The 23,737-nt window shown below is 37.4% G+C and carries 39 protein-coding genes; 6 read left to right on the top strand and 33 right to left on the bottom strand.

Annotated elements, in window-relative coordinates; all coding sequences use genetic code 11:
• Window positions 1-26 precede the first annotated feature (26 nt).
• Genes A5878_RS04045 through A5878_RS04035 form a run of 3 tightly spaced genes read right to left on the bottom strand, consistent with a single transcriptional unit; the run spans window position 27 to window position 2,102 of the window.
• A complete protein-coding gene (locus A5878_RS04045) occupies window positions 27-1,046 on the bottom strand; it encodes a major capsid protein (RefSeq protein ID WP_086294677.1) in 1,020 nt (339 codons plus the stop codon).
• A 22-nt stretch (window positions 1,047-1,068) separates the two neighbouring features.
• Window positions 1,069-1,395 carry a hypothetical protein gene (locus A5878_RS04040; RefSeq protein ID WP_086294676.1) on the bottom strand — a complete coding sequence of 109 codons (327 nt, stop codon included), beginning with the start codon at window positions 1,393-1,395 and terminating at the stop codon, window positions 1,069-1,071.
• A 20-nt stretch (window positions 1,396-1,415) separates the two neighbouring features.
• Window positions 1,416-2,102, bottom strand: a complete 687-nt coding sequence (locus A5878_RS04035; RefSeq protein ID WP_252708600.1) for a DUF4355 domain-containing protein — start codon at window positions 2,100-2,102, stop codon at window positions 1,416-1,418.
• Window positions 2,103-2,306: 204 nt separating this feature from the next.
• Here A5878_RS04035 and A5878_RS04030 point away from each other — a divergent pair, with 204 nt between their 5' ends.
• The gene (locus A5878_RS04030; RefSeq protein ID WP_086294674.1) at window positions 2,307-3,044 is read left to right on the top strand and encodes a hypothetical protein; all 738 of its coding nucleotides are present in this window, start codon (window positions 2,307-2,309) and stop codon (window positions 3,042-3,044) included.
• Between the two features lie 23 nt (window positions 3,045-3,067).
• Here the strand turns inward: A5878_RS04030 and A5878_RS04025 are convergent, their stop codons facing one another.
• The 27 genes from A5878_RS04025 to A5878_RS17450 form a co-directional block, all read right to left on the bottom strand.
• On the bottom strand, window positions 3,068-4,165 hold the full coding sequence (locus A5878_RS04025; RefSeq protein ID WP_086294673.1) for a minor capsid protein: 1,098 nt from the start codon (window positions 4,163-4,165) through the stop codon (window positions 3,068-3,070).
• 12 nt (window positions 4,166-4,177) lie between these two features.
• Window positions 4,178-4,441, bottom strand: coding sequence for a hypothetical protein (locus tag A5878_RS04020; RefSeq protein WP_086294672.1), 264 nt, complete (start codon window positions 4,439-4,441; stop codon window positions 4,178-4,180).
• The gene (locus tag A5878_RS04015) at window positions 4,431-5,873 is read right to left on the bottom strand and encodes a phage portal protein (RefSeq protein ID WP_086294671.1); all 1,443 of its coding nucleotides are present in this window, start codon (window positions 5,871-5,873) and stop codon (window positions 4,431-4,433) included. Before A5878_RS04015 ends, A5878_RS04020 begins: the two co-directional genes overlap by 11 nt.
• A 13-nt stretch (window positions 5,874-5,886) precedes the next feature.
• The gene (locus tag A5878_RS04010; RefSeq protein WP_086294670.1) at window positions 5,887-7,182 is read right to left on the bottom strand and encodes a PBSX family phage terminase large subunit; all 1,296 of its coding nucleotides are present in this window, start codon (window positions 7,180-7,182) and stop codon (window positions 5,887-5,889) included.
• Window positions 7,167-7,946, bottom strand: a complete 780-nt coding sequence (locus tag A5878_RS04005) for a terminase small subunit (protein ID WP_086294669.1) — start codon at window positions 7,944-7,946, stop codon at window positions 7,167-7,169. Before A5878_RS04005 ends, A5878_RS04010 begins: the two co-directional genes overlap by 16 nt.
• 226 nt (window positions 7,947-8,172) lie before the next feature.
• Window positions 8,173-9,114, bottom strand: coding sequence for a hypothetical protein (locus A5878_RS03995; RefSeq protein ID WP_086294667.1), 942 nt, complete (start codon window positions 9,112-9,114; stop codon window positions 8,173-8,175).
• A 321-nt stretch (window positions 9,115-9,435) separates the two neighbouring features.
• Window positions 9,436-9,888, bottom strand: coding sequence for a hypothetical protein (locus A5878_RS03985; RefSeq protein ID WP_086294665.1), 453 nt, complete (start codon window positions 9,886-9,888; stop codon window positions 9,436-9,438).
• Window positions 9,889-9,911: 23 nt separating this feature from the next.
• Entirely contained in the window at window positions 9,912-10,823 is a 912-nt protein-coding gene (locus A5878_RS03980) for a hypothetical protein (RefSeq protein WP_086294664.1), read from the bottom strand.
• Window positions 10,824-11,169: 346 nt separating this feature from the next.
• Complete coding sequence (locus tag A5878_RS03975; RefSeq protein WP_086294663.1) at window positions 11,170-11,583, bottom strand: hypothetical protein; 414 nt, start codon at window positions 11,581-11,583, stop codon at window positions 11,170-11,172.
• A 213-nt stretch (window positions 11,584-11,796) separates the two neighbouring features.
• A complete protein-coding gene (locus A5878_RS17460; protein ID WP_175496514.1) occupies window positions 11,797-11,958 on the bottom strand; it encodes a hypothetical protein in 162 nt (53 codons plus the stop codon).
• Between the two features lie 298 nt (window positions 11,959-12,256).
• Window positions 12,257-12,457: a hypothetical protein gene (locus A5878_RS03960; RefSeq protein ID WP_086294660.1), complete on the bottom strand. Its 201-nt coding sequence runs from the start codon at window positions 12,455-12,457 to the stop codon at window positions 12,257-12,259.
• On the bottom strand, window positions 12,447-12,872 hold the full coding sequence (locus A5878_RS03955; protein ID WP_086294659.1) for a YopX family protein: 426 nt from the start codon (window positions 12,870-12,872) through the stop codon (window positions 12,447-12,449). Before A5878_RS03955 ends, A5878_RS03960 begins: the two co-directional genes overlap by 11 nt.
• Window positions 12,873-12,874: 2 nt before the next feature.
• A complete protein-coding gene (locus A5878_RS17455) occupies window positions 12,875-13,036 on the bottom strand; it encodes a hypothetical protein (RefSeq protein ID WP_179190618.1) in 162 nt (53 codons plus the stop codon).
• The gene (locus A5878_RS17665) at window positions 13,036-13,446 is read right to left on the bottom strand and encodes a hypothetical protein (RefSeq protein WP_252708602.1); all 411 of its coding nucleotides are present in this window, start codon (window positions 13,444-13,446) and stop codon (window positions 13,036-13,038) included. The genes A5878_RS17455 and A5878_RS17665 overlap by 1 nt, the downstream gene beginning before the upstream one ends.
• A gap of 253 nt (window positions 13,447-13,699) precedes the next feature.
• Complete coding sequence (locus A5878_RS03945; protein WP_086294658.1) at window positions 13,700-13,978, bottom strand: hypothetical protein; 279 nt, start codon at window positions 13,976-13,978, stop codon at window positions 13,700-13,702.
• Between the two features lie 37 nt (window positions 13,979-14,015).
• On the bottom strand, window positions 14,016-14,240 hold the full coding sequence (locus A5878_RS03940; protein ID WP_086294657.1) for a hypothetical protein: 225 nt from the start codon (window positions 14,238-14,240) through the stop codon (window positions 14,016-14,018).
• Window positions 14,241-14,272: 32 nt separating this feature from the next.
• Window positions 14,273-14,584, bottom strand: coding sequence for a hypothetical protein (locus A5878_RS03935; protein WP_252708603.1), 312 nt, complete (start codon window positions 14,582-14,584; stop codon window positions 14,273-14,275).
• A 384-nt stretch (window positions 14,585-14,968) separates the two neighbouring features.
• Complete coding sequence (gene ssb, locus A5878_RS03925) at window positions 14,969-15,439, bottom strand: single-stranded DNA-binding protein (RefSeq protein ID WP_086294654.1); 471 nt, start codon at window positions 15,437-15,439, stop codon at window positions 14,969-14,971.
• Window positions 15,436-15,822 carry a RusA family crossover junction endodeoxyribonuclease gene (locus tag A5878_RS03920; protein ID WP_252708604.1) on the bottom strand — a complete coding sequence of 129 codons (387 nt, stop codon included), beginning with the start codon at window positions 15,820-15,822 and terminating at the stop codon, window positions 15,436-15,438. The genes ssb and A5878_RS03920 overlap by 4 nt, the downstream gene beginning before the upstream one ends.
• Window positions 15,812-15,994 carry a hypothetical protein gene (locus tag A5878_RS03915; protein WP_086294653.1) on the bottom strand — a complete coding sequence of 61 codons (183 nt, stop codon included), beginning with the start codon at window positions 15,992-15,994 and terminating at the stop codon, window positions 15,812-15,814. Before A5878_RS03915 ends, A5878_RS03920 begins: the two co-directional genes overlap by 11 nt.
• A gap of 1 nt (window position 15,995) precedes the next feature.
• Window positions 15,996-16,307: a hypothetical protein gene (locus A5878_RS03910; RefSeq protein WP_086294652.1), complete on the bottom strand. Its 312-nt coding sequence runs from the start codon at window positions 16,305-16,307 to the stop codon at window positions 15,996-15,998.
• Window positions 16,282-17,103 (bottom strand): hypothetical protein, encoded by an 822-nt coding sequence (locus tag A5878_RS03905; RefSeq protein ID WP_086294651.1) that lies wholly within the window; start codon window positions 17,101-17,103, stop codon window positions 16,282-16,284. Before A5878_RS03905 ends, A5878_RS03910 begins: the two co-directional genes overlap by 26 nt.
• Window positions 17,104-17,107: 4 nt before the next feature.
• Entirely contained in the window at window positions 17,108-17,785 is a 678-nt protein-coding gene (locus tag A5878_RS03900) for a putative HNHc nuclease (protein WP_086294650.1), read from the bottom strand.
• A 5-nt stretch (window positions 17,786-17,790) separates the two neighbouring features.
• A complete protein-coding gene (locus A5878_RS03895; RefSeq protein ID WP_086294649.1) occupies window positions 17,791-18,486 on the bottom strand; it encodes a DUF1071 domain-containing protein in 696 nt (231 codons plus the stop codon).
• On the bottom strand, window positions 18,483-18,812 hold the full coding sequence (locus A5878_RS03890; protein ID WP_086294648.1) for a hypothetical protein: 330 nt from the start codon (window positions 18,810-18,812) through the stop codon (window positions 18,483-18,485). The genes A5878_RS03895 and A5878_RS03890 overlap by 4 nt, the downstream gene beginning before the upstream one ends.
• Before the next feature lie 55 nt (window positions 18,813-18,867).
• A complete protein-coding gene (locus A5878_RS03885) occupies window positions 18,868-19,077 on the bottom strand; it encodes a hypothetical protein (protein WP_086294647.1) in 210 nt (69 codons plus the stop codon).
• A gap of 123 nt (window positions 19,078-19,200) precedes the next feature.
• The gene (locus A5878_RS17450) at window positions 19,201-19,338 is read right to left on the bottom strand and encodes a hypothetical protein (protein ID WP_174784177.1); all 138 of its coding nucleotides are present in this window, start codon (window positions 19,336-19,338) and stop codon (window positions 19,201-19,203) included.
• 152 nt (window positions 19,339-19,490) lie between these two features.
• Here A5878_RS17450 and A5878_RS03880 point away from each other — a divergent pair, with 152 nt between their 5' ends.
• Window positions 19,491-19,907 (top strand): hypothetical protein, encoded by a 417-nt coding sequence (locus A5878_RS03880; protein ID WP_086294646.1) that lies wholly within the window; start codon window positions 19,491-19,493, stop codon window positions 19,905-19,907.
• 169 nt (window positions 19,908-20,076) lie between these two features.
• Here the strand turns inward: A5878_RS03880 and A5878_RS03875 are convergent, their stop codons facing one another.
• Window positions 20,077-20,820, bottom strand: coding sequence for a phage antirepressor KilAC domain-containing protein (locus tag A5878_RS03875; protein ID WP_086294645.1), 744 nt, complete (start codon window positions 20,818-20,820; stop codon window positions 20,077-20,079).
• A gap of 51 nt (window positions 20,821-20,871) precedes the next feature.
• On the opposite strand from A5878_RS03875, the gene A5878_RS03870 reads away from it, so the two are divergent.
• Complete coding sequence (locus A5878_RS03870) at window positions 20,872-21,093, top strand: hypothetical protein (RefSeq protein WP_086294644.1); 222 nt, start codon at window positions 20,872-20,874, stop codon at window positions 21,091-21,093.
• Between the two features lie 83 nt (window positions 21,094-21,176).
• Here A5878_RS03870 and A5878_RS03865 read toward each other — a convergent pair whose 3' ends face one another.
• Complete coding sequence (locus A5878_RS03865) at window positions 21,177-21,464, bottom strand: hypothetical protein (RefSeq protein WP_179190617.1); 288 nt, start codon at window positions 21,462-21,464, stop codon at window positions 21,177-21,179.
• Window positions 21,465-21,478: 14 nt separating this feature from the next.
• Complete coding sequence (locus A5878_RS03860) at window positions 21,479-21,667, bottom strand: helix-turn-helix transcriptional regulator (RefSeq protein ID WP_086294643.1); 189 nt, start codon at window positions 21,665-21,667, stop codon at window positions 21,479-21,481.
• A 294-nt stretch (window positions 21,668-21,961) separates the two neighbouring features.
• Between A5878_RS03860 and A5878_RS03855 the strand changes: the two genes are divergently transcribed.
• From A5878_RS03855 to A5878_RS03845, 3 genes are all read left to right on the top strand, one after another.
• Window positions 21,962-22,306 (top strand): helix-turn-helix domain-containing protein, encoded by a 345-nt coding sequence (locus A5878_RS03855; protein ID WP_086294642.1) that lies wholly within the window; start codon window positions 21,962-21,964, stop codon window positions 22,304-22,306.
• Window positions 22,307-22,318: 12 nt separating this feature from the next.
• Window positions 22,319-22,675: an ImmA/IrrE family metallo-endopeptidase gene (locus A5878_RS03850; protein WP_086294641.1), complete on the top strand. Its 357-nt coding sequence runs from the start codon at window positions 22,319-22,321 to the stop codon at window positions 22,673-22,675.
• Window positions 22,676-22,765: 90 nt separating this feature from the next.
• Window positions 22,766-23,524 (top strand): DUF5067 domain-containing protein, encoded by a 759-nt coding sequence (locus A5878_RS03845; RefSeq protein ID WP_086294640.1) that lies wholly within the window; start codon window positions 22,766-22,768, stop codon window positions 23,522-23,524.
• The last annotated feature ends 213 nt before the right edge of the window (window positions 23,525-23,737 follow it).

Genomic DNA, 23,737 nt, shown 5'->3' with positions numbered 1-23,737 from the left:
TTAACTTTTACCTTCATAAGCTAGACCTAAATCGGTTGTGCTTGGAACACTTCATCAGCAGCTGCAAATGAAGGTAATGCAGTTGCAACAGCTTTTGTCCAAGTTCCAACTGGATCACGAGTTTCGTCATATACAGAAGCTAAGACGTTTCCGACTAAGCTGGTATCGACAGCCGGATCACGAGTCAAACGAGTTTCTTCTGCGGTTGGCCCATATAATGTTTCTCCCAGCAAGTCGTCATTGAACATTGCAAATTTGTTTTCTGGGAAGTATTTCTTAGTAGTGTATGTTCCATTAGCTTCTTGTACTTTGTATTTTTCATCGTAGGTACGGATCACTGGATAACCATGAGTTTCCATAAACGCATCCAAATCAGCTTGAGAAACTACACGACCAGAATCTTTACCAAAGATTGCAGCAATGATTTTAGGATGGGTAGCAAGTGCACGATAGATTTTGCGAGAAGTCAATGCACGAGTTGGCTTAGTATCCAATGCATCAATCCAACGTTCAATATCAGCTAATGGATCAGAATTTTCATTCGTCCAAACGTTCGTACCAGTCAAGGCTTCTTTGTGTTCAGTAGGAACATGGTAATCAAGCGTGAAGTTCAATCCATTTTCTTTAACCGTAACTTGTCCAGCAGCTAATACTTCCATCCGCATAGCTTCCACACGAGCACGGACACCTTGCACTAATGAATCGATATCATTGTAGACTTGACCTACTAGATATGCTTGTTCTGCAGGCGTGCGTGGATTTTCCAATGCAATAATGTCTGTTTCTTTCAATTGCATTTTGCGTTTGATCAAGCTCAATTCCAACTCTTGCTTGTTAGCAATACGGCTTCCGATTTCCGCCTCAGTATCGAAGTCGTGGATAGATGCTGCGATAGGGATACGACTACCACCGCTTAATTGATCCAATTTCAAAGACGGCTGTTTGCGCTCTGGGAAGAGTGTTTCACCTAGTAAAGGTTTATATTCGCGATCACGAACATAGCTTAAAACTTCGTTTTGTGTAAATAATTCCATAATTGTTGGCATGTTTATTTCCTCCTGCTTTCTTTTATTCTCCGCTGTCAGCGGCTACTTTTGGTTTTTTATCAGCATCTAAGAAGGTGATATTCTTCAGTGCAGTGATCGCAGCATCCGTTGGTGCTTCTGGCAAACGATCAGTCAATACATAACCACCCACAAGGATTGCTACTGGTTGTGAGCCTGTGTCAGCATCTACTGTTACTGAATTAAATACAATACCTAAAGCTGTAGCGTCATTCGCTGGATAGATTTCACCAGATTCGAAAGATTTGTCAGCTTGATAGGTAAAGTTTTGGAACGTTGCGCTAGCTAAGAAGTTTAATTGCTCAGCTGTTTTGATTGGTTTTACATACATTTGTGTTTCCTCCTATTTTTTTATTTCCAAAAGGTGTCATTGTCTGCTTTTGTACGACTGTTCGCATTCTTGGCATATTGACTACCGATTGATTCTACATCTGAACCGCCACCGTTACCTGCTGGGTTATCAGCTGATCTGGCAAGACGAATGTTCACTGCTTGCTCAACTGCTTCACGAAATGCTTTAGATACATTGCCATATGCTTCATCCAAATTCTTTTCATCACCACCGAATAGAGGTGCCAAAACTGTTGAGAGAGAGTCAGGAAGCTTATCAGTAGAAAGGCGTTTAATTACACTTGTTTCATCTTTGTCACGCTTTAATGCCACACGGTCAGCTTCTAACCTTTCACGCTCTTGTTGCAACTCGTACTGCGCTTTTTCTTCAGCGGACATTTGACCTTTTTTTTCAGCATCTTGAATGCGTTTTTCAGCTTCTGCTTGCCATTTAGCCTGTGCAGTTTCAATAGCTTTAGAAATACGCTTATCGACTACAGAATCAAATTCAGATTGGCTGGCGAAAGAAATCGGCTTGCTTTCACCATCTCCAGAATCACCATCTTGACCACCGTCTGCACCGTCACCCTCGCCACCATCAGCAAAGAACTGCAGTTTCATCTTCATCAATCGATTGCTACATGGCTGTCCTACAAATTGGTTCATTAACAATTTATTCTCTTGCATAAACTTTTCTCCTTTACCCATGCACACTCAAAACAGGCATAACAAAAAGCACCCCATCCACGCTTTCGCCCAGACACAGTGCTTTCACTTTGGTATTCTATTTTGAACCCACACACGTTAATAGATTATTGCTCACTTAATTTGTAAAGCCCCAAGTAGCGAATGGGCATAGCATAAATATCTTTTATTCTTTATAATGATAAATATAGAAAGGTGGAACACAATATGAGAATTGAAATTCCTAATTACAAAAATGCTTACTTTTCTTCAAATGCAGATTATCCAAATCACATCGTTGATGCATCAAAAGTTATTAGTTTATCTATGAAAATCATAGATAGGGCATGGAATTTATCATTTGCAGATAAACTAGAAATTATAAATGATAGAAATAGAGATTCGCCTATAAACCTTTATCATGACAATATCATTTACTTAAATTTTTCATCAAACCTTCTTTATTCACAAATTGCGTATCAGATTGGGCACGAATATTGTCATCGACTAATAAATAGAAATGAAGATCAACCCTACTTATGGTTTGAAGAAATAATTTGTGAATGTTCATCAAGATACACTCTAAAAAAATTATCTCAAATGAAATTAAAAGGAAATTTTAAAAATTACGAATTAAATTATCTAAGATATTACAATGATTTATTTGATTCAAAAAATGTTAAAAGTTTCTCTTTAAAAAACCTGTTGGATCAAAACAATAAATATCCTTCAGAATTACTAAGTGAAATAATTCTAGAATGTGACTCGAATCATAGACCATTGCATCAGTATGCCGCTTCGTTTTTGACACCTATTTTCAATAATGATTTCTCGTTATGGACATTAGTTCCAGAATTTAAGTATTTCGATATTGCTAACACACTAAGAGAAAACCTTATGGAACTATATTATAAAACCAATCACAAAGGAATAATTAAAATCATTGAAACATTTGAAGAAAACTAACTCTTTTATAATAGTATTATCTTTTAATTTATTGATTTCAACTTATCCATCCAGTCGTTATAGGTTGTGTCACCTCTAATCGGAATGACATTGCCACTGATAGGATCCAAAGCGTTTCTAGGTAGCTTCAGTGTGCGCTTGCTGTGCATTACTGCTATTGTTCTGCACCATGGATGAAAAGGCGGATACGTGCCGCTAGCGCCATTTACTTTAGCTTCATAAACTGGATATATTTTGTGGTCTTTCCCCTTACAAATTTCAGATGTTCGCAAGTCCAACACAGCAACAAGCATGTACTCTTTTACGCCGTTATCTTGCCACGCTTTGAGTTTCGCTTGATTAGCCATGTAATTAGCTTCTGTCCGAATTAAGCGTCTAGCAACACCAATAGAGCGGTCGAACTCATTAGCTATTGCCTTAGCCATTTCAAACTCTGACATAGCAGTCATGCTTTCAACAGTGAACAACTCTTCCAGCCTTGCTGCTAAAGCTTCAGTATCTCCCCACAGCCGTTTAGAATAATTCGATCCATGCCAGTGACTATCAAGGATGTTCTTTGTATACCTGGTCGATAATTCCTTAAACTGATAATCCTTTTTATTCCATACTTCAATGACTAAGCCGTTCTTAGCATTCTCTTGTGCCTTACGGATGACTGATTCAGCTGTCGCCTCACGATACGTTTCATGAATAACATCTACATAGAATTCCGTCTGCTTTTCTAGTTGAACATCAGCAACTTGCTTAGAAACTAAAAAAGACTTGGCTTTCAAGTCCTCTGCACGTCTGATGCGTTCTTTAAATGCTAATGCTTGCAATCTGTTTTTTGCTGAAGCTTGCAACTCTGGATCTTTAATTTGTTTAGATAGCTTTCTTAACTCCGTTAACTCTTCAACCGAGGTTGTTTGATTCAGTATCCGTTCAGCTTCATCCTCAGATAGTCCTGATCGTTGTTGGGAGCGAGCAAATAGCTTCCTAACCTTTTGGGTTAAGTAGGTCTGCGCTTGCCTGTAAGCCTTCGCCACAGATTCCTCAACTTTGATTGCGCCATCGTTTATCTTTTGCTCAGCATCAATGTTTCGTCGTTCCCAATAGGATAATTTGCGTTTCTTTTGAGCCATTTAATCAGCTCCTCAATCCTTTACAAGTTCATAAGTTTCGTGAAAAATGTCAGGATTGCAAGGATAGAACTCACCTTGAACGCCTTTGATGATGTAACCACCATCAGATATTTCCATTGTGCCTTCTAATGTTTCAATACCAGGTAATCCATTCGGCATATTATTATGGTCAACCCATACTTCACCAACAAATTCTTTGCATTTGCGATAAGAACGTGCAGATAGCATTTTTAGTTGTACAACTTCAACCACTACTGGTTTCTTCCTAGCTTTCATCTTTTTCATCCTCCTCTGTCTCATCATCCAAATCCGAATGACTATCTTCAGCTTGAACCCCCAAAGCTCTGGCTTGCAATTTCATGTTTTCCTCTTTTTGCTGATTCAACATTTCAACCACTTCTTGTGGATTATCGATATCATCCAACCAACCTAAACTAATTAATAACGGTATAAACTCTTGCGATTCCTTGATCTGATTTATGATATCCGATCGGTTAATTGGCAAGTTAGGTTTAAACTTGATCGTTGTTCCTTCGACATCCACATTCTGACCCTTTACATTTAAAATGTTTTGTAACAATTCCAAACGCTGCATGATCCCATCTTCCAAGTATCCAATTTTGATTGACAACACAAGCAACAACCCGAACAATTTGTATTTCATCGCTTCTCCAGATTGAGTACCAGCAAAGTTCTCATCATTAAGATTTGGTACATAAGTTGTCTTATGAAAATCGTCTAGCAATGAATCTGCTAGTGTTTGTACTTGAGTTTCATCAAACGTGTTAGTAGCATACTGGAAATCTCCGCCATCTGATTTGGCTGGCGCTTCGATAGCCATTGTTCCATTAATCTCATCTGGCTTTTCGTCTGGCAGACCAAATCCAAACATGATCATAATCGCTTTGACAAAGTTCTTCTTGTCTTTGATACGATCAGTCTGTAAGACGTTGTACCCATCTATCTGGGACAATTGCTGCTCATAGTCGCCTTGTTTTTCTTCGTTATTCCTAAATTCGACCACAGGCACATCCTTGTAGTAATGTGGTTTAACTTTAGGATTCGGCGATTTATTGATTAAGCTTGTAGGGTCTAATCGCTTCGTTTTTGATAAATAAGTGATTACCCACTTTGGAGTGTAAACTGTTATCTCCCAGAATGTTCTTCTTTTCAAGTCACGCTTCTTGACCATACGAACAGCAAATAGCTTCGTTCGGTCGATAGTATCATCAACCACTAAAAACATACCTCTTGGATCAATCCAAGCAATCTTAGGTATGGTTTCAGGAACATCGTTTCCTTCGGTACCGGGTTTAATAGCAAGGTAATGTAACTCAAGTCCCATGCCCATTGTTGATAGACCTTTTTCTAATTCTTTATCGTGCTTCTTAATTTTCATCTTTTCTAACGCATCCGTAACAGGCGTAATGTCTTTATCCTTTGCTGGTGCATAAGATACAGGAGCGCCGACAGTGAATCCCACCATCATATCCGTTACATATTTAGCGTTGTTGACAAAGATTTCATCCATATCGTGTGGTGTTCGAATCTTCGTTTGTCCGATCTTATGTGGTTTACCTTCGTAGTAATCAAACAGCATATCCAGCCGTGGTATTTCTTTTTTATGCTCATCCATGCAGAAATTAATTACTTCCATACTAGGGTTATTAATATCACCAGCTAATTCACGATCAATAGCAATTGCCATTCTTTCACCTTCTTTATTCCATCCATGTAGGACGATTAGTAATTTTAACTTTATTGCTCTTGAAGATAATCGTGTAAACGAAATATCTTACAGCATCCATTGCGTGGTCATTTTGCTTTATTGGCTTATCCTCCCCACGATCCATTGCTTTAGAATCCCATATATATGAACTAAATTCCTTAAGGGTATTCACACAAGAGGAATTAAACGCTATTTTTTCTTCGTTAAGGAGAGTACTAACAAAACGAATGCCATCTAGCACATCATTTTTTGCTTTTCTTATTTTGAAGTTTCGCTTCTTTAATTCGGCAATAAAAGAAGCAGCAGACGGATCCACAATCACTTCTTTGATTCGTATACCTTCTGTAAACTTCTGTAGTTCATCAGCAAATTCACTGTCTGTTTTTTGTTTCTTGCTATCACGTCCAGAATAATAGAACTCCTTCACGCAATACCAAATGCCATCTTTACCTTTTTGCCACAATAAAAATACGGTAGCGTTCTGCGTACCGTAGTCAATGCTTATATAATTATCGCCAAAAATAAAATCAATTAGTTTATTGTAGACATGCTTTGACTGATCAAACATATCGTAAATAACGCCTTCAGCAACTGTCCACAAACCAAGAATATATCGTTTGTAGAAGACTCCTGAATACATGCTGCGATATCTCTTCTTGATTGATTCATCTAAACTAAGGTTGTCATCCATCGTAAAGTGAAGATACACCAGATTTTTTTCTTTGATCTTGTCAATCCAATTCAGTTTGAACCAATGATATGGGCCATCTGGGTTGCAGTTGAACCAAAACTTTGAACCTTTCTCGGAACAACGTCCAGTCGCTTGGTTTACAAAAGATTCTGGCATAAGCGCTACTTCATCAAAGAACATGCCAGCTAGTGTAATTCCTTGAATCAAGTCTTGCGATCGTTCATCTTTACCGCCGAAAACATAAAAGTAATTGGTTTTGCCTTTTTTGGTAACTTCTAGCATATTATCAGCACGGTGATCTTTGTAGCGATATCCTCGCGATAAAAGCATTAGCTTTAACCAAAAAAGCACGTTCCGCCGAAACGAACCAATAGTTTTACCTGCCATACCAAGGTTCTTGCTGTCAAATGTTGACATAGCCCACATGACATAAGATAAACACATTGAAATAGTTTTGCCTGAACGAATAGCGCCATCGGCTATGATTCCGTCTTTATCCTTAACGGCAGACTTCTTTGTCCACCAAGTAAGAATCATCTTCTGTTTTTTACTGAAAGGTTTGAACTTAAATACTGCCCGTTTTACTCTTCTGGCCATAGTTCTTCACCTTCAGATTCCAATGCTGCCAGGAAACCATCGTCTTCCATATCAAACTCTTCGCTGCCATCCTTATTCTTAGCAATAACTGCAGCAATCTGCGCTTCTCGCAACCGATCACCACCAAGATATTTCATGAGTTCTGACATTGCTTTTTGCTTATCGTAAAGCTTAACAGATACACCGTCCTTGCCTTTTTTCACTTCTTGAATAAGAGTGCCATCAACCGAATCCGAATCTTTTAATCGTACAAATGACACTGGACCCTCGCTACCATCACTGAACTGAACTATTTCTTGTCCAAACTCTGTAAAATCAGTGATATCAGAAAAGGCTTGTTTTGCATACTCGCTAATCAAATCTTTAACATCTAAAAACATATCATTTTGCAATTCAGCTTTGAGTCGATGCAATTCATTTTTAATGTGAACATTTGTCAACAATCTATTTCCAGCAGTTTTGGCGGACTGATAGTCGCATTGGTATGATTTCTGATATGCTTTAGTAGCATTAAAACACTCTAAATAGTAAAGGCAAAACAGTTTTTGTTGCTCTGTAAGATCATCATTATCTATTACTGGTTGCACCTCTTTTTTGTGTGCAACCTTTTCTTTTTTTGTTGCACCCTTTATTTCAGGAGGTGCATTCCACTTTCTAGACTTCCAAGACTTAACTGTATTTATAGATACATCATGTTTAGCGGCTATGTCTTTGTACTTCATGCCGTTTTGATAATCTATGTATGCTAACTCCCATTTCTGCACATTAACGCCGCCACCTTTCTATAAAAATCTGTTCAACCTCTCAACAATATGCGAATCACTCTTCCAACCATGCCCAACATATATCAGCCTATGCCGATCGATATACTCGTCGCCAAACTGGCCAAAGCATTCAAGCAACGTGTGCTTAGTTTTCAACTCCGCTTGTCGGATGTTCTTATGATTTAGTATTCCAACTGATAGCTGAATGTAATAGTAATATCTCGGCTTAGATGTCATACGTCACCCTCAACAGTTCACTATCATATTCAAACAACTGCAGCACCTTCTTACCCATCGTCCAACCGTTCTCAATCTCGTAGCTATCATTCGGTTTAATGGTCCCTAACTGACGATGGATCACACCTTGATAGTCGTTCGTCTGTTGCGTGTGGAAATGACCAGTGATTATCTCCCTTGTAGTTGCCTTACTCCATATATCGCTAAACTCAGTAGCAAACAACATCGGCAAATCCTTCCGCTTGCCATACTGCCCATGAGTAATCATGATCGCCACATTATCCAACATGAATGCTTGTCGGTACTTATTATGGTAATTCACTTGGATATCCGGATACTTGGCTTCTAGGTATAGGAGAAACATATACTCGATCGACCCACTATGATTCCCTTCAGCGTGTTCAACAGTCACTTGCTTCGAATGTCTCACACACTCAGTAATCAACACGTCAAAAAAGGAGCGAGCGTCTTTAATCGCTTGCTCCATATCCACATCATCTAACTGTGTGCCAGCCATCGTGACTGACTTCTTAATCTGGCTGCTATGGAATAAATCTCCTAGCTGACCAATAACAATCTGCTTATAGCCTTTTGAGATAATCTCAATCATTCTCGCTAGCTTATCTTGTAAATCCTCTATCTTAGTGATACCAAAGTGCCAATCAGCCAAACCAATGAATAAGTTTCGGTCACCCGTCTTGATTGCGGTTAGCTTTACTGGCTCGATCGATTCAGTGAAGGCAGATGCATTAAATGCCTTGTGTTTTGGCTTCACCACAAACTTCAATTGCTGATTCCATTTCTGGATATCTGCTGTTGTGGTCGTCCACTCGTTAGTTGTTACTTGAGATATTTCCCACTCTTGCGGATCATAGCCCTTATACTTGAGAATGTCTTCTGGCGTTTTACTGTCCTTCTGGTAGAAAGCCATTTTTACATCGAATTCAGCTTGAGAAATAGTGCCATCAATGTTATATCGTTTGTTTTCGTTGATTGACCATCTACGGTGCGAGGCGGCGTTACTTTGTTCAATCGTTGACGTTTGCTTTTTACACTAATCTTGGTAAACTCTCTTCCGTACTCGTTTGATAATATGATTGCTATTTCTTTATTGGTATAACCTTCGTTGATTAAATCTTTGAGCCTATCAATTTCTTGTTCCGTCCAGTTTATGTCTGCCACCTCGCTTTTCTATAAATAAAAAGACCACTTTGTAAGCGATCTTTTTAAAAATTTAATTTTAGAGATGTTTTTAATTATTAATTTCTTTTTTTATATTTGAAAAAAGTTCTTTGAATATACTGAGCATCCCATATAATGCTGTTAACAACAGAGTTAGCCATAATGAATATACAAGTGTTACATCGGACCAACTTAATAAATCAGAAAATACAAAAAATAATGACATAATAGACACCAAAAAAAATAAAAAAGCATCCAGCATTATTCTTTCAAGAATTTTTACGTCTGTTCTTAAACTTTTGAAGAAAGGGGATTTTTCAGCCATTACAGGTATAAATGACACTGTGAAAAATAAAAATGCTGTTGCTAATGAAGCAAATGATAGTGCCGCATCAATAGATCTATTCAAAGTTTCTAATTGTTCTGAAGACATTAATTCTGTATGAATAGGAAATTTACATTGAAATAAAATAAATCCGAGTACTAGAAGTACACAATAGTCTTTATTTCTCCACAATATCATCTATGATTCTCCTATCTTTTTAATCATTGTCTATTTAAAGCTATAATTAACTCATTATCTTTGTATGCCATTTCTATTGAATTAACTATATTTTCAACAGTTAGTTTTCCATCACTATTTAATGGTATCTTATCATCTATATAAATTAATCGGTTATTTATAAGATCAATTACCTGTTCACGCTCACCGACTTGACCTTTTAAAATTAGCTTACCCACTTCATTTTCTTTACTTCCAATCAGTTCTCTACAGTATTTAACTACGTTGAAGACATTTAAATTACCTGTGTACACTATCTTCTCTTTTTTAGCCTCTAATCTATCGATTGTTTTCTGATCTTTTCTTGCGCTGTTTCTAGGATTGGATAATTTTTCAGTATCAACAATTCTGTGTATAGAAATATCGATTTCGTGTATAGAATCTATCTTACTAACATTGTCTAAATCAGTATTATTAACAATGACAGCTAAATCTCCACCACTTTTGCGTGCTAGTTTATAAAAAAATGTTACTAATAGATTTTTGCTAACACCACCGCGGTTTCTTGGTATAACCACTACTCCATTAGCTGGGTTGAATAATATAACTGTTTCAGTTGTAGGGCCTTCATTATTTGATTCAGCGTATACACTTCTACCGTCTTGCACAGGTTGAGAAATATCATTTACAATTGCTAATTTTTGTGTATCTACTTTAGATAAACAAAAAATCCACGCCTTACCAGTTTCAAACTGTATTTTTTTTATGTAACTAAACCCAACGTATAGTGATCTATTACACTTAATAAAATTTACCTCTGATTGCCCTTTACCATTCAAACAAACATACGCTTCATCAATTTTTTTATCTAAAACTTTGTAATCTGTTATATCTTTTTTATTCCTATAATGTTTATACATAAAAAAATCATAAGATTTTGTTGCAAGTTTCACCATTTCTTTTCAACTCCTCATCAATTTTATATCAGCTATATCAATTAAATCAAAAAGAAGGTAAAAAAACAATCGCTTTTGAACCTTCTTTTATAGCCGATATAATCATAAGGATTATAGGAACATTATAACAAGAACTAACGTTCGCGTAAACAGAAAATTTATGGTTCCTCCCCCCTCAACTAACATGAAAAAATTTCTTTTAATTTATTTCTAAAAATAATTTATCGCCCACTGAAAAATTTTACGTATCAAAAGGAGGTTGAATGCCGTTGTGCTTGTGGGCGATACCTGATAATACTATTTTACCCCTCTTGACACAGGGAAAACTACACGTTTCTTTCCCAAATTAATTGATTTCACCGATCTTTCTGCCAAAATCGAGTAAAACTTTTTGTCTAATACGATAGATTGGCGTTCTCGCATATCCATGCTTCTTGCCGAAACTTACCCAATCCATCCAACTGTCTTCTCCCCAGTACTTAGTTTCGATCAACTGTCTTATTTCCGCACTCTGATCGCTCAGAGTTTCTTTGACTGCCTTTTTCCACAACTCCCGATTCATAATGTATGGATCAGACATTTCTTTAATTACTTGCGACTCAATCGGATTGCTCATGATATTACTTCGACCGCCACCGATATTTTCATCGACTTCTCGAAGCTTCAGCTCCTCTTTTCGTATAGCAATCTCTTTGTTATATGCATGGTAGTTAGCAAACTTTCTATCTAGCTCATTGATTAATGAATCATTCTTACTCAATCACTTGCCCTCCTTGGTTAATTTTGTCCCGCACATAGGACAGAAGGTAATCTCAAACTCTGTAGTGTAACCCGCATTATCAACTTCAGCTGTAACATGCATTGTATTGCCATTCACTCCAACTTCCACACAGTCGGTACGTCCCGACCACAGATAATCAGATCTATACAAAGTTTCCCTATTCCTTGGATCGGGTTTACAGTACTCACACATTTACTCGACCTCCATATAATCTCTGACGAACTCTTCAATTTCTTCTTCGCTGTATTTTTTTCTTGTTCCAAATTCACTCTCGATCAGTCGCTGCCATACGTATTCTAACAGCATTCCGTGAGAGAAATCATAAGCATACGAGCCAGCAGCTTTCAAATCCAATCACTTGCCCTCCTCATTATCTTCCTTACCAAAAATCACACTTGCAACCACTGTCGCTACGACTGCGAGAAAAAATGCTACTGCAACTGTCATAGCCATAAATTGCCACCTCTATGCCTAACCTTCGGGGTTTTCGGTTTTCTTCGCCCTCTGAATGGCACTACTTCATGATTCTGCTTTCGCTTGTATCCACTCCATAAAATAATTCTTGTGTGTTGCACTGGCAAATACCCATTGTGAGACCAATACTTCTCGTATGTTGATTCTGGTTCTTCTAAATATTGTGGTCTATACATCTTCATCCTCCCGCTTCCATCGCTTCCCTAACTAACGGATCGTTAATAATAATCTTGTACTTCATCTGCTCATACTGCAGCTGTTCTTGTAACTGTTCAATTTGTTCCTGTTGGTCCACAATTGTATAGGATAGCCAACTCAAGCCAGCGATCGTCAACAGTATTGATACAACAGCCAGTACCGTATAATGATTAACTTTCATTGGATTGATCCAAAAGTTCTGGGTTCTCGTAGATGTTGCCGGCGACAGTTACATAAGGTTTTAATCTTGCTAATAAAAGATTACCAGCACACCAAGTTAGGTCGCCTTCATTCCAAGAAATCGCATAATCACCATCAATTTCGATGCCCGCGCCCGATTTTTCTGTTTTCTGAAATGGATGATTTCTTACTGAAACGATATCCCCCTCGAAAATCTCAACATCGTTCTTGTCTTTCAAACCAGTGGATTGCATTATTTCCCATGTTTTACCAAGTTCATTTTCATAATAAACAGGATTAAAATCGTCCATAACCGGACTCAAATACCACAATTCCCCTTCTTCATCAAATACTAAAGATGCAATATTAATCCAACGATTTTCTTCTTTATCCCATGCTCTATATCTCGGTTTCATACTTATCCCTCCTGTTCGCTATCGCTGACGATTGCGGAATTAACTCTTACTTCAAACTGATCACATACCGGGCAGTACCAAACGTCTTCGGTCTCATCTGGTTCAGGCTCTTGCTTTTGCATTGTGTACAAATCACACCGTTCACAATAATCGGGTTCATTCATCACTCTGCCTCCTGTTCCTGCGCCCATTTAGAAAAAAATTCTAGGACTTGGGCTAGCTCCCTGTTGTTCAATTTCGTAAAAGCTTTACTTTCTTCTCCGTAAGGCACTCCGTAAGAATACAACTGTTTTGATGCGTAAATAGTATTGTAAAAATCAGAATCGTCTAGCATATACTCCTTCAACCACTCCAACACAATCTGCTGATTCTTGTTGAGTTGCGGTTGTAATGCCTCAACGATAGATTTGGCTAAATCGTCAACATTTTTTTCTGTCCATTCCTCGAAGTCTTCCAAAGACATGGTCCCTACTTCAAAAGCAGCCTTAACTCTTTTTAACTCGTACGTGTATGTGTCTTCGAGTGAAACGTGATTGCTTATTGCTTCTGCAATTTTTTCTTTTAAACCACTCACATTCATTCCTCGCTTTCTGCTATTTCGTCGGATAACTGACTTGGTAAAATATGTTACAATACCTAAAAGGAGGTATTGCTTTGGGAACTTTTTTAGCTTTTATTTGGTATATTTTTATAGGATTTATGCTTTATGGAATCATCAGATTGGCAGTTAAACACGGAATTTCCGATTCCAAAAAAAATAATTTATGATTCTGTTGCTACTCTTTTAGGGTAGTTTTTTTATTTCCACAATTTTGGTGGATTACTGACTAAACTACCTGAGCAAGCCCATCATATGACCCATCTCCGTTTTCCCAAACCTCGATTTGGAAAACAGCACCATTTTCTAACTTTTGCTTCAATCTGTAGTATCCATCAACAAGGTTTTCAACTTCCTCAATATCTTCTGTCGCATAAATTTTTTCATGTTCAAGATTATTTAGTTTTAGGTAATCAACGTAGTGCGATCCCCAAGATTCATCTAAAAATTTCGTATAGGCATGAGATAGAGAATTAGCTCGGAACTCTTTATTCTCGTATTTAAACATTTCTTATTCCTCTTTTCTTAGTTGTGTATTTCTGTCGCTAGCTGACAGTCAACTTTCTAACTTCGTAAAGTCCAGTTCCTATGCTGTGAGCGCTGATTTTCACCTGATCGTGATAGCGTCTAACAACTTTTATCGTATTTCTGTCAACATAAGTGACGATTCCACGATTGAAATGTTCTTCGCCTTTTTGCTTAAATTCCACGAAATCATCAACTTGCATGTTCTTTTGATCAATAACATATGATTCTGTTTGCTTAATCATTTTTTGTCCTCCGATTCCACTATTTCTTCCGACTACTGACTCAATATCTCGACCGTTGCACCTGCGAAATTGCCCTTTTTCAAAGGTATCTGCAATCTGCACGCTCGATCCAATGTCCATTTGTTCAGCCCTGACATCTCTGCGGTTTCACGCTGTGTGCTGAATTCTTTGACTTCACCATCTGGAAAAGTAAATCTGACAGGTGTTGAGTTGTATCTATTCTGCTTTGGTCGATCGTAACTCTTTCCCCACAAAGCCTTTCTCAAAACTCTGATTTCGTCTTCATCAGCACCTGGAGTATTAACTAACCTTTCCAACCGATACAAATCTTCTTTGTTAACCATCATTCCACCCTCTTCATATCTCGCAATCTAACAACTGTCCGATCGCTACCAAACGTCACAATAGCTGAATTTTCAAGCACTTTGACACACACTGCTTTGAAAGGTTTTGTAAAACGTTCGGTCACGCACCAATACTCGATGCCTGCTTTTACTCTCCGTTGCTTTCTGACTACACGTGTCGGCGGGCTATACTTACCGTCTTGCACTCTTGTTACTGTGTCTGCTAGTCTCATAATTTACTCCTCCGTTCCATTTCCTCGGCTAGCCATTCTTGTTGCTTGAGCAATCTCTCGACATGGCTGTCGATCACTTTCTTTCTCCATACTAGGTCCTTATCCGACATGTTTCTGATTTGGATTTGAGTTGGTGTCATCTGCTCACCTCTCAAAATGGTAAATCGTCATCGCTGATATCAATTGACGAGTTTCCAAATGGGTCTGCCGTTGCGCTTTTTGTGTTTTGTTGGTTGCGAGTGTAATTATTCGTTTGACTATTTGAAACGCCGCTACCTTGTGTATTTTGGCTAGAATCGGCTTTCTTGCTTTCTAACAACTGGAAGTTGTCCGCAATCACTTCGGTGACATAAACTTTTTGTCCTTGTTGGTTATCGTAAGAACGAGTTTGAATCCGCCCCGTCACTCCGATCAACACGCCTTTTTTCGCATAGTTCGCTAATGTTTCAGCTGGCTTTCTCCAAATAACACAATTGATGAAGTCCGCTTCTCGCTCTCCGCTCTGATTCGTGAAGTTGCGATTCACAGCTAATGTGAAGGTGGCAACTGCGGTTCCGTTGCCTGTGTATTTCAAATCTGGATCTTTCGTTAGTCTTCCGACCAAAGTTAAATTGTTTATCATTTTGCTTCCTCCAGTTCAATTTCAATTCTTGGGCAATCCTTATCCACTTCAAACCGATGCTCAAAGTTGGCTACCTCACCCCAACCATCATTTGCGATCACTCTCGCTTCAATCATTCCGTCCAAGATAAACTTGATCCCGAATGCAATGTTGTCTTTATCCTTGCGCTTGTTTTTGCAGTACCAAGTGATTTTCAAGTTGATTGGCGTTGTCACTCTCAGGCCTGCCGCTTTCGCCATCAAGAATGCATAGCAACATTTTTCCGTGTTCTCCTTTTTCAACTTAGCGCCTGCATAGCGGTTCGTCCGTTGGCTATTGATGAATTTGTTTAAGTCTGTTAGCTCTCCTAGTATCGTAATCACCATGTTTTTCTTAAATTGCATCTCGTTTATCTAATAGGTCTAACGTTATGACCGCTATATCCCTTTCTGTCAGCTTTAGCTCCTGCGCAACCTCTGTCGGCTTCATTCCTGAATCTAATAAAGCCGCTGCCTTTGCTAACGTTCTTTTTGGAAAATCGAACCGCCATCCATCTAAGCAAATAACTTTTTCCATATTACTTACCTCCATTTTTTAGGTTGACGTAAAGTTGTTGAGCTTCCGACCAAAGTTCATCTGTAGTGGCTTGGAGAAAGTTTTTTCCGAAATGGTTACTCTTAACAAGTCTTTCACTTATTAGGTAATGGCGGTATACAAGCATAAACGTTCTAAATTTTGCTTCTGCACCCTTCGCTTCGGTATCTCCTGTTTCCTTGACGTAACCCGTCATCGATTCAAGAGGAAATCGCATAAGTTCTTGTTGATCAGGGGGAAGCAAGCTGTAAATAAGTTTTACTGGCTTACTAAAATCCTTCTTCGTCTCCGACATCTTCTAAAAACCCCCTTAAATCCTCTTCTGTGACATTCGGTTTATTCTTTGTGTAATTAGTTGGTTCCTTTGCCCAATCTGGCAAAGTTTCGCGTCTTGTCTTTTGAGGAGAAGAAGTTTTCGGCGCTAAATCATATTGATCCTTATAGCGCTCATCTCTAATCCATCTAAAAAACTCTTGGGGATGATACCAATCATTCAAACTTATATAAGCCAAGTAATTTGAAAAACCATTCTCAAATTGGTCAAGTAAATTCTGGTTTGTTATCTTCTTCTTGAACTGTTCTTTGGCTTTTTTCTTTTGGGTCTTTTGCGGATACCTTTCCCAAAAATTCTCAAAACTGTCTATACACAATTCAGTACTTGGTATCTGTAAGTCATTAGTAAAAGAATAAGTACTTAGTAGCTTCCGATTTTCTACTTCTTGGTTTTCTACTTCTTGGTTTTCTACTTCTTGAAAATCGGTAAGTGGTGAACTTGTTGTTAAATCAACGTTTTCTCTAATTTCAGTTCGCCATTCGATGATTTTTCCAGATTCATTCCTAACCGGAAACCTACGCACATATCCTTTTTCAGTTAATTCAGTCCATCCACTTCTAAAACTCGCTTTCTTATCAGTAGCATGTTCAATCAATTCTTCTAAATAAATTACCCAATCATCTGGAAGGCTAAGGACATAACACATGATTCCTTTTGCTTTCCAACTAATGTCATTACGTCTGAGTATTTCGTTATGAATAATTGAGTAGTTATTTGTCTTTGATTGTCGAAATATTTGAGTTCTTGTTTCTGCCAACTCCTTATCCTCCAATCCTTAATTTTTTTATTTCTTCCTGTTTCAATTTGATCCCGATAACGTGATACTTATTCTTAAACTCTGTAATCCCCAATTGGTGTTTTTCGGTATGATGGGTTCTGCAAAGTGCTGCAAATGTAAATTCTGTGTGATCAACTTCTTTCCGCTTTCGTCTTCCCAAAGCTTTGTCAAAGTGATCGATGTCAGCGTTCTTTTTACCGCAAATGCAGCAAATCCTATTTGTCACACATTTATAGAAAAAGTACTGTTCATTTTGTGGCGGAATCTCATAGCCTTCACGAAATGGAATGTCATTTGCGAAGATAAAATCTATTATCAATTCGTCTAATGTTGAGACTTCATCGACTGTGTTCTCCGATTGATTCGACAAGCTAATGTTCTTCCCTGTGAAATATCGAAATTGCCAATAGAACACGTCTTTAAGGCTCTCTAATGGTTCGCCAGTGTAAATATATATGTCTTGCATTAAAGCAAATGTGAAGCGCCTCTGCTCGACTGTGAACCCTCGTGGGTCTTTGATGAATATTTCTGCTTGTCGCTCGCCGTCATATCCATCAAAGATTGTTTTAAGTCGTTCGATGTTTAGCGACTCTTTGAGCTGCAAAGTAATTTGATCTTCATCAACTTTTGTTATTTTTGCTAGATACGAAAGATTGTTCATTTACATCACTTCTCTTTGTTTTCTTGAGCAGCTTTCATTTGATCAATACCGTTTTGCGTATACTCTTTTAGCAACTCATAAAATGATTCGTTTATATCCTCAAATTTTCCAGAGTAATTAAAGTGTGCCAAAGCTTGATTCTCAAATGTCTTCGGCGATCGTTTCAGCAAACTCGACGCTTCTTCAAACAACAATTTCAGTTCTTCTAACTGTTCTTTACTGGCAGATGGGGATTCAGGCAAATCTTCACCAGCGTAGATATACAATCCTAATCCAAACATTGCCAAGTTCTTTACTAGGCAACGCATTATCGTTTTGTTAATGTCAAACATGGTAGCTGCATCAACTCTTAACCCTTTGGCTTTCTTTGTGTCATAGGTATATGGACTAGCTTTCATCGCTTTATTAGCCCCGTCCATCACTGGCAACCACATTTCGTGTGTAAGGCCTTCGATTGTGACCTTCGTAAAAACCATATAGCCAGTGTTGGGATCAAAAACATAAGGAAGGCTATTGTCGAATTTTTCTATTTCGTACTCCGCCGTTGGGAATTTCTTTTTCACTTCTGCCCATGCCCACGCCCAAGAAAGATAGCTGAGTTGTACACTTCCTGTTTTCTTCTTTTCAACATGGTTATTAACATCTAAGGTAAACAAGAAGTTAAATATCTCGTTTTGCTTTTCAGTAAACTGTTTACTCACCTAAACTCCTCCAATCTTTGATCTAACCAATCTGCTCCGCTGACAATCTTTAATTCGTTCATAAGCAATGATGATGGTCCGAATTCCTCGACCATGCTTAGAAAGTTTTCTTGCTGTAAGACAAACTTAGTACGTGTCAGTCCGTTCTTTCTGTAGCCTATAAACAACCAGTCCGCTGAGTGTACGGGCGTTTCGTTGTCGTCTTCGTTCCAATGCGCCGATGGGTCAACCTCTTCTTGTGGCTCCTCAGAATGGATATTTGGGAACACGTGGCTGCTTTCGTCTTGAATCAGGTTGTCGTAATCTGTTGCGATATAATCTGACATCTTCCCACTCCTCTCGATATGTGGTAAACTTAGGTAAATATTTTTTCGTAAGACTCTATGCTTGCCGGCCGGAGTCTTTTTTTGTGGATTCAACTACAAATGCGTTACCCAAATTCCTTTCAAGAAACAATTGAATCTTGTTGGCAGATTCCTCATCAAATTCAATAGCTTCCTCGATTTTTCCGAATAGGCACATTCCATTAGACAGTTTCTTTACATAGTTTTTGTTCTTCCCATGATTAGATTCGATATACACTACCTTCAAGCCATATCCCTCCATTTCTTCATTCGCTCAATATTCTGCCTTTACTGAATCAATGGCTTGTTATGCTTGTACCAGCGATCAGCAATAACTTTGCCTATACGTAGCGCTTCAGCTCTGGTCATACTACTTAACCCCCATGATCCAAATCAGTGTTAACAAAAGGACGATGTTTAAACCAATGCTCAAATATGAAATCGCTTGAAGTTGTCGTGCTTTGTAAAAGTGATTTCTATTTAGACTTGCTAACCATTTTTTATTCATGCTGGCTCCTCCTTGAAGTATCGATCAAAGCGACGGCTTCTTCTTTTGTAGAAACGGTATGCTGCATTGTCGATCCATTTGTTTCTATTGAAATAGTGATTTTCATGCGGTTCCTCCTTTGATATAATTGTTTAAAAACTGGTGGTGCTGATATGGAATCTAATTCAACAATTGTTTTATCCATCGTTGTTACTTTTGTGTCTATACTCTCTCCTATTGTTATTGCATTTATAAATAACCGTCATTTAGCTAAAATGAAGCAACTTGATCTTGCTCAAGAAAACTTCAAAAATATAACCTTGCATAAAAGAGAACTGTTTGAAAATTATCTTAGATTGATTGGCGAATTTTCATATGAAGCGACTTCAGCCGAAATATCTGATTTAGTCATTAGTTACTATCTGATACTCCCTTATATCCCAGCTGATAAAGCAGCATATTTTAGAGTTTTCGCTAATCAAATAGCAACTCAAGATTTCGATGATGATGATTCTGTAGATTCAAATCTTCTTCACGAACAAATTATTCCCACAATCAAGAAAGAGATTGAGAAATTACAAGCAACGTAAATAGAATTCCAATGATTGAAGCATATGTTGCGTATACTTTGGTAATAAAACTATCTTGAGTAACTTTCTTCATGAAGTAAGTACAAAGCGGAATTATCATCCAAACAATCGCAACGAACATAATGTAAAATAAATTCACGCTAGCCCCTCCTTCCGTGTGGGGTTATTTTTAATCCAGCAGATCCATTTGAGGATAGTAACCCTCTGCAGTTAATAAGTTGTAAATGAAGACACGACCTTTTTGCGTCCACTTTGTATTCATCACAACTTTTACGCCGCCATCAGCTTTTGGAATCTCGCTTGTGTGCGATTTTGTGTATCCTTGGTTCATGTGTTTACGATACAGAATCCATTGACCACTGACTTTATGCTGAACACCTAACTCATTAAGCAATTTATTCAGTGCGATTGCCGACATTCCGTAATCTGCTGCGATTTGAGAAGTTGCTACTGTATCAGTTGATGACAGGATCATATCTAGGTAACTGATTTTCGGTTCATATTCAGCGATTTGCTGTTCGAGCAGTTGGTTCTTTTCTTCTAGGTCAGCTGCTAGTCGCAATGCCTGAGCGAAACTTTTAGGTACGTTTGTATAGCTTCCTGTTTTTCTGATTGTTGGAAGGACTTCGCTTGTCACCCAACGTTTGAACTTCTTTGCGTTTGGTAACTTGGATTTAAGTATTAAGCTGTATAGCCCTGATTCATTGATGATCGTCATCTCTCTTGATTGACCTGAGGTCGTGATTCGCGACCCCGTCTTATCTTCCGAATCTACGTGTCGTGACAAGGCATCTTTAGTGTTCGAATATCCTAAAACTCCTGCTACATCTTTACCTACAAAATATGGTTCGTCATTTACTAAGATTGTCCGAACTTCGTTTTGTTCGAAATTAAAAATTTGTGGTGTATTCATTTTTTCATTCCTTTCTTTGATATAATTACCTCGTTAGGAGGTGAAATAATTATGGAAAAATTTGATATGGACGTCGACGACTTATTCAAACAAACCGTATTCAAGACTGTTAACAAAGATTTCAAAATAGATTTCAATAATGCCGAATCTTTTCCAACAGAAATTGAATTTTTCGAAGAATTTTCTCAGAGCGTTTCTGAGTCTTTTTCTCGCCAGTTACAAAAGAATTTTTTTGATGGTCTAATGGATAAATTTCAACAACGCTACTGCTAAAATTTTGTTTTTTAAAATGTATAGTTATTAAAGCTCCTTTTGCAGAAGGAGTTTTTATTTTGTTTCACTTCGGCTCCTCTTCTTTATGCAACCTCTGAAGGTCTCAATTTTTTTGATCTATAACGATTAGCTTCTTTCCATTTCAAATACCAAAGGAATGTTCCAAGATGAATCCAAGTTACACTATGTGTTGGTTTTAAAACTCCTTCTTTAAATTCAGGAATACTCTCCATCTCTTTTTGATACGTATTTAAAGTAGTACGAGATAACCCATTGAAACGAATCATTAAATCCTCACGCCTATCCCATTCAGAAATCGAAGTCTTATCCGTAGCCATTTTGATTAATTCCGGAATAGTTGGTTTTTTCATATTTCCATTCCTTTCTAATGTGAATTCTTAAGCTGTTCTAGAGCTGTTTCGATTGGTTTTATTTGTTTATCCGGTTTACGTCGACCATTCATAATGTCAGACATATATGTTTTCGAAATTCCAATTGTCTCAGCAAGCCAATTTTGTGTTTTATCGTACCGTGCTAACTCAACCCTAACTTTAACGATGAAATCTTTAGACATACCCACACCTCCTTTTTTTAATAAAGCGAACAAAATACGCTAAAATAGTTGACATCCATCCCAAAGTTTTATAATATTGATTTATGGTTAATAAAAAGACGGAAAAATACCTATATATTAAACATTCTTAGTTTCCCGACCTCGATTGTTTTTAATAAATATAAGTGTTTTTCTGTATTTATTAGCGTATTTAATTTGCTTATGAGCTAATATTATCCCATAACTTTATAATTGTAAAGTATTTTTTATTATACTTTGGGATAAATAACTCATTTGCAAGAAGGATGGTTGAAAATGAGTTTATTTGAAAGGGTTTCAGAACTTGCAAAAAAACAGGGGAAAAGTTTAAATCGAGTTGCAGAAGATAATGGATTATCTAAAAATGCTATCTATCAGTGGAGAACGAGTAGTCCAAAAGCTGAGACCTTAGAGCTTATTGCAAACTACTTTCACGTATCGACAGATTACCTTTTAGGAAGGACAGACAACCCACACATGGGAATGTCCGAAAAACAAAAAGAAATGACCATAGAAGAAGCTTTGAAATCTGTTATGAGTTATAACGGTAAAGAAGTTTCGGAAAATGACCGTCAAGTTTTAGAGAGGATTGCAAAAGCATACTTGGACGGAAAAATATAAGAGGGTGTTTGTTTGGATGCTCAGATTTTAGAAATTGTTGAAAAGTTGAACATAACAATAGTTTATGATGAATTTTTGGAAGATCATGGGAAATATCTACCAATTGTAAATATAATTGTATTGAATAGTAAGTTAAATAATTTTGATACGAAGAAGGCTTTACTTCATGAATTAGGGCATGCTTGTGAAGATCAAGATAATTACGAGCTTTATAAACTCTCATTTGTCTTAAAGTCGAAAATGGAATATGCTGCAGATAGATTTATGATAAGCTACTTCACCAGCGAATACGATGACATTTATAATTATAGTCAATTAATAGAAGAATTTAGTATTGGGATGGGCTACGATGTTAAATATGCTAGATAAAAATACCCCTATCAAAGGACCAGCTTCGATAAGGGTTACCCATTTCTGAGATAGTACAAATATATTATATCAAAGAAATGAGGAAAGAAGATGAAAAAAGTCGTACCGTGCTTATTGTTTGTTGGTTTAATAATGACCGGATGTTCTAATAATGAAGAAAGTACAACTCCCCCAACTGTTACAACTTCTCAAACGACTTCTGTTTCTGAAGAACAGAAAGCTGACTTCGAATATGGGAAAATCATTACTGACGAGTTTGAACTTACTTATAAAAATTCTGAAATAGTTAAAAGTCCGTCTGAAGATGGCTATGGGTTATATATAACGTATTCATTAAAGAATACTTCAGATAACAATATCACACCTATTGATATTATTAATGATTACGTTTTATTTAAACAAGAGAATGAAACTTCTGAGGTTGATCTCGATAATACCTACTATAGCTTAGATGCATTTGGATCAACAGATGATGACGAATCCTATAATGAGCAAGTTGATAAAGAAAACTCTCGTTCTGATGAACTGTTACCCGATAAAACCGTGGACATAATAGAGACTTACTCTCTGGATAACTTAGATTTCCCAGTTAAAATGATAGCTATGTATGAAGATAAAGAAATAGGTATTTATGAAATTGATTTGACTGAATTAGAAATGCCTGAAGAAACAAAATCTTTAGCCAATACAAATAATCCCAATGAAGATAGTTCCTATAACGAAGGCCTTTCCGATATGCCAGCAAGCTGGCAAGAAGGTGAGCTGAGTGGGAAAAAGCAAAAGCTGAAGGCTGGACAGCCGAGGATTGGGAAGAAGCAGTCAGAGCTAGTGAAAACGAAACTTATGTAGTAGGTTCCGGTCAATGTGAAGATTCATTTAATGGTAGTCAAGCTGATCAAACAACATTGCCTGAAGGAACCTCTGAAAATGCAAGACGTATATATAATGAAATAAAAAGTATTCAAAATAGAGAATTAACATCTGGTGAAATTCAAACATTAGAAGCTATAGAACAAGGCTATTACGAGTAAAGAAAAAAACACGCCCCTCCGACCAAAGACA

Source organism: Enterococcus sp. 3G6_DIV0642 (assembly GCF_002140635.1).
GTDB classification, from domain to species: Bacteria; Bacillota; Bacilli; order Lactobacillales; family Enterococcaceae; genus Enterococcus_D; species Enterococcus_D casseliflavus.
The sequence above is the reverse complement of the archived record's forward strand: the minus strand, read 5'-3'. Positions and strand labels throughout refer to the sequence as shown.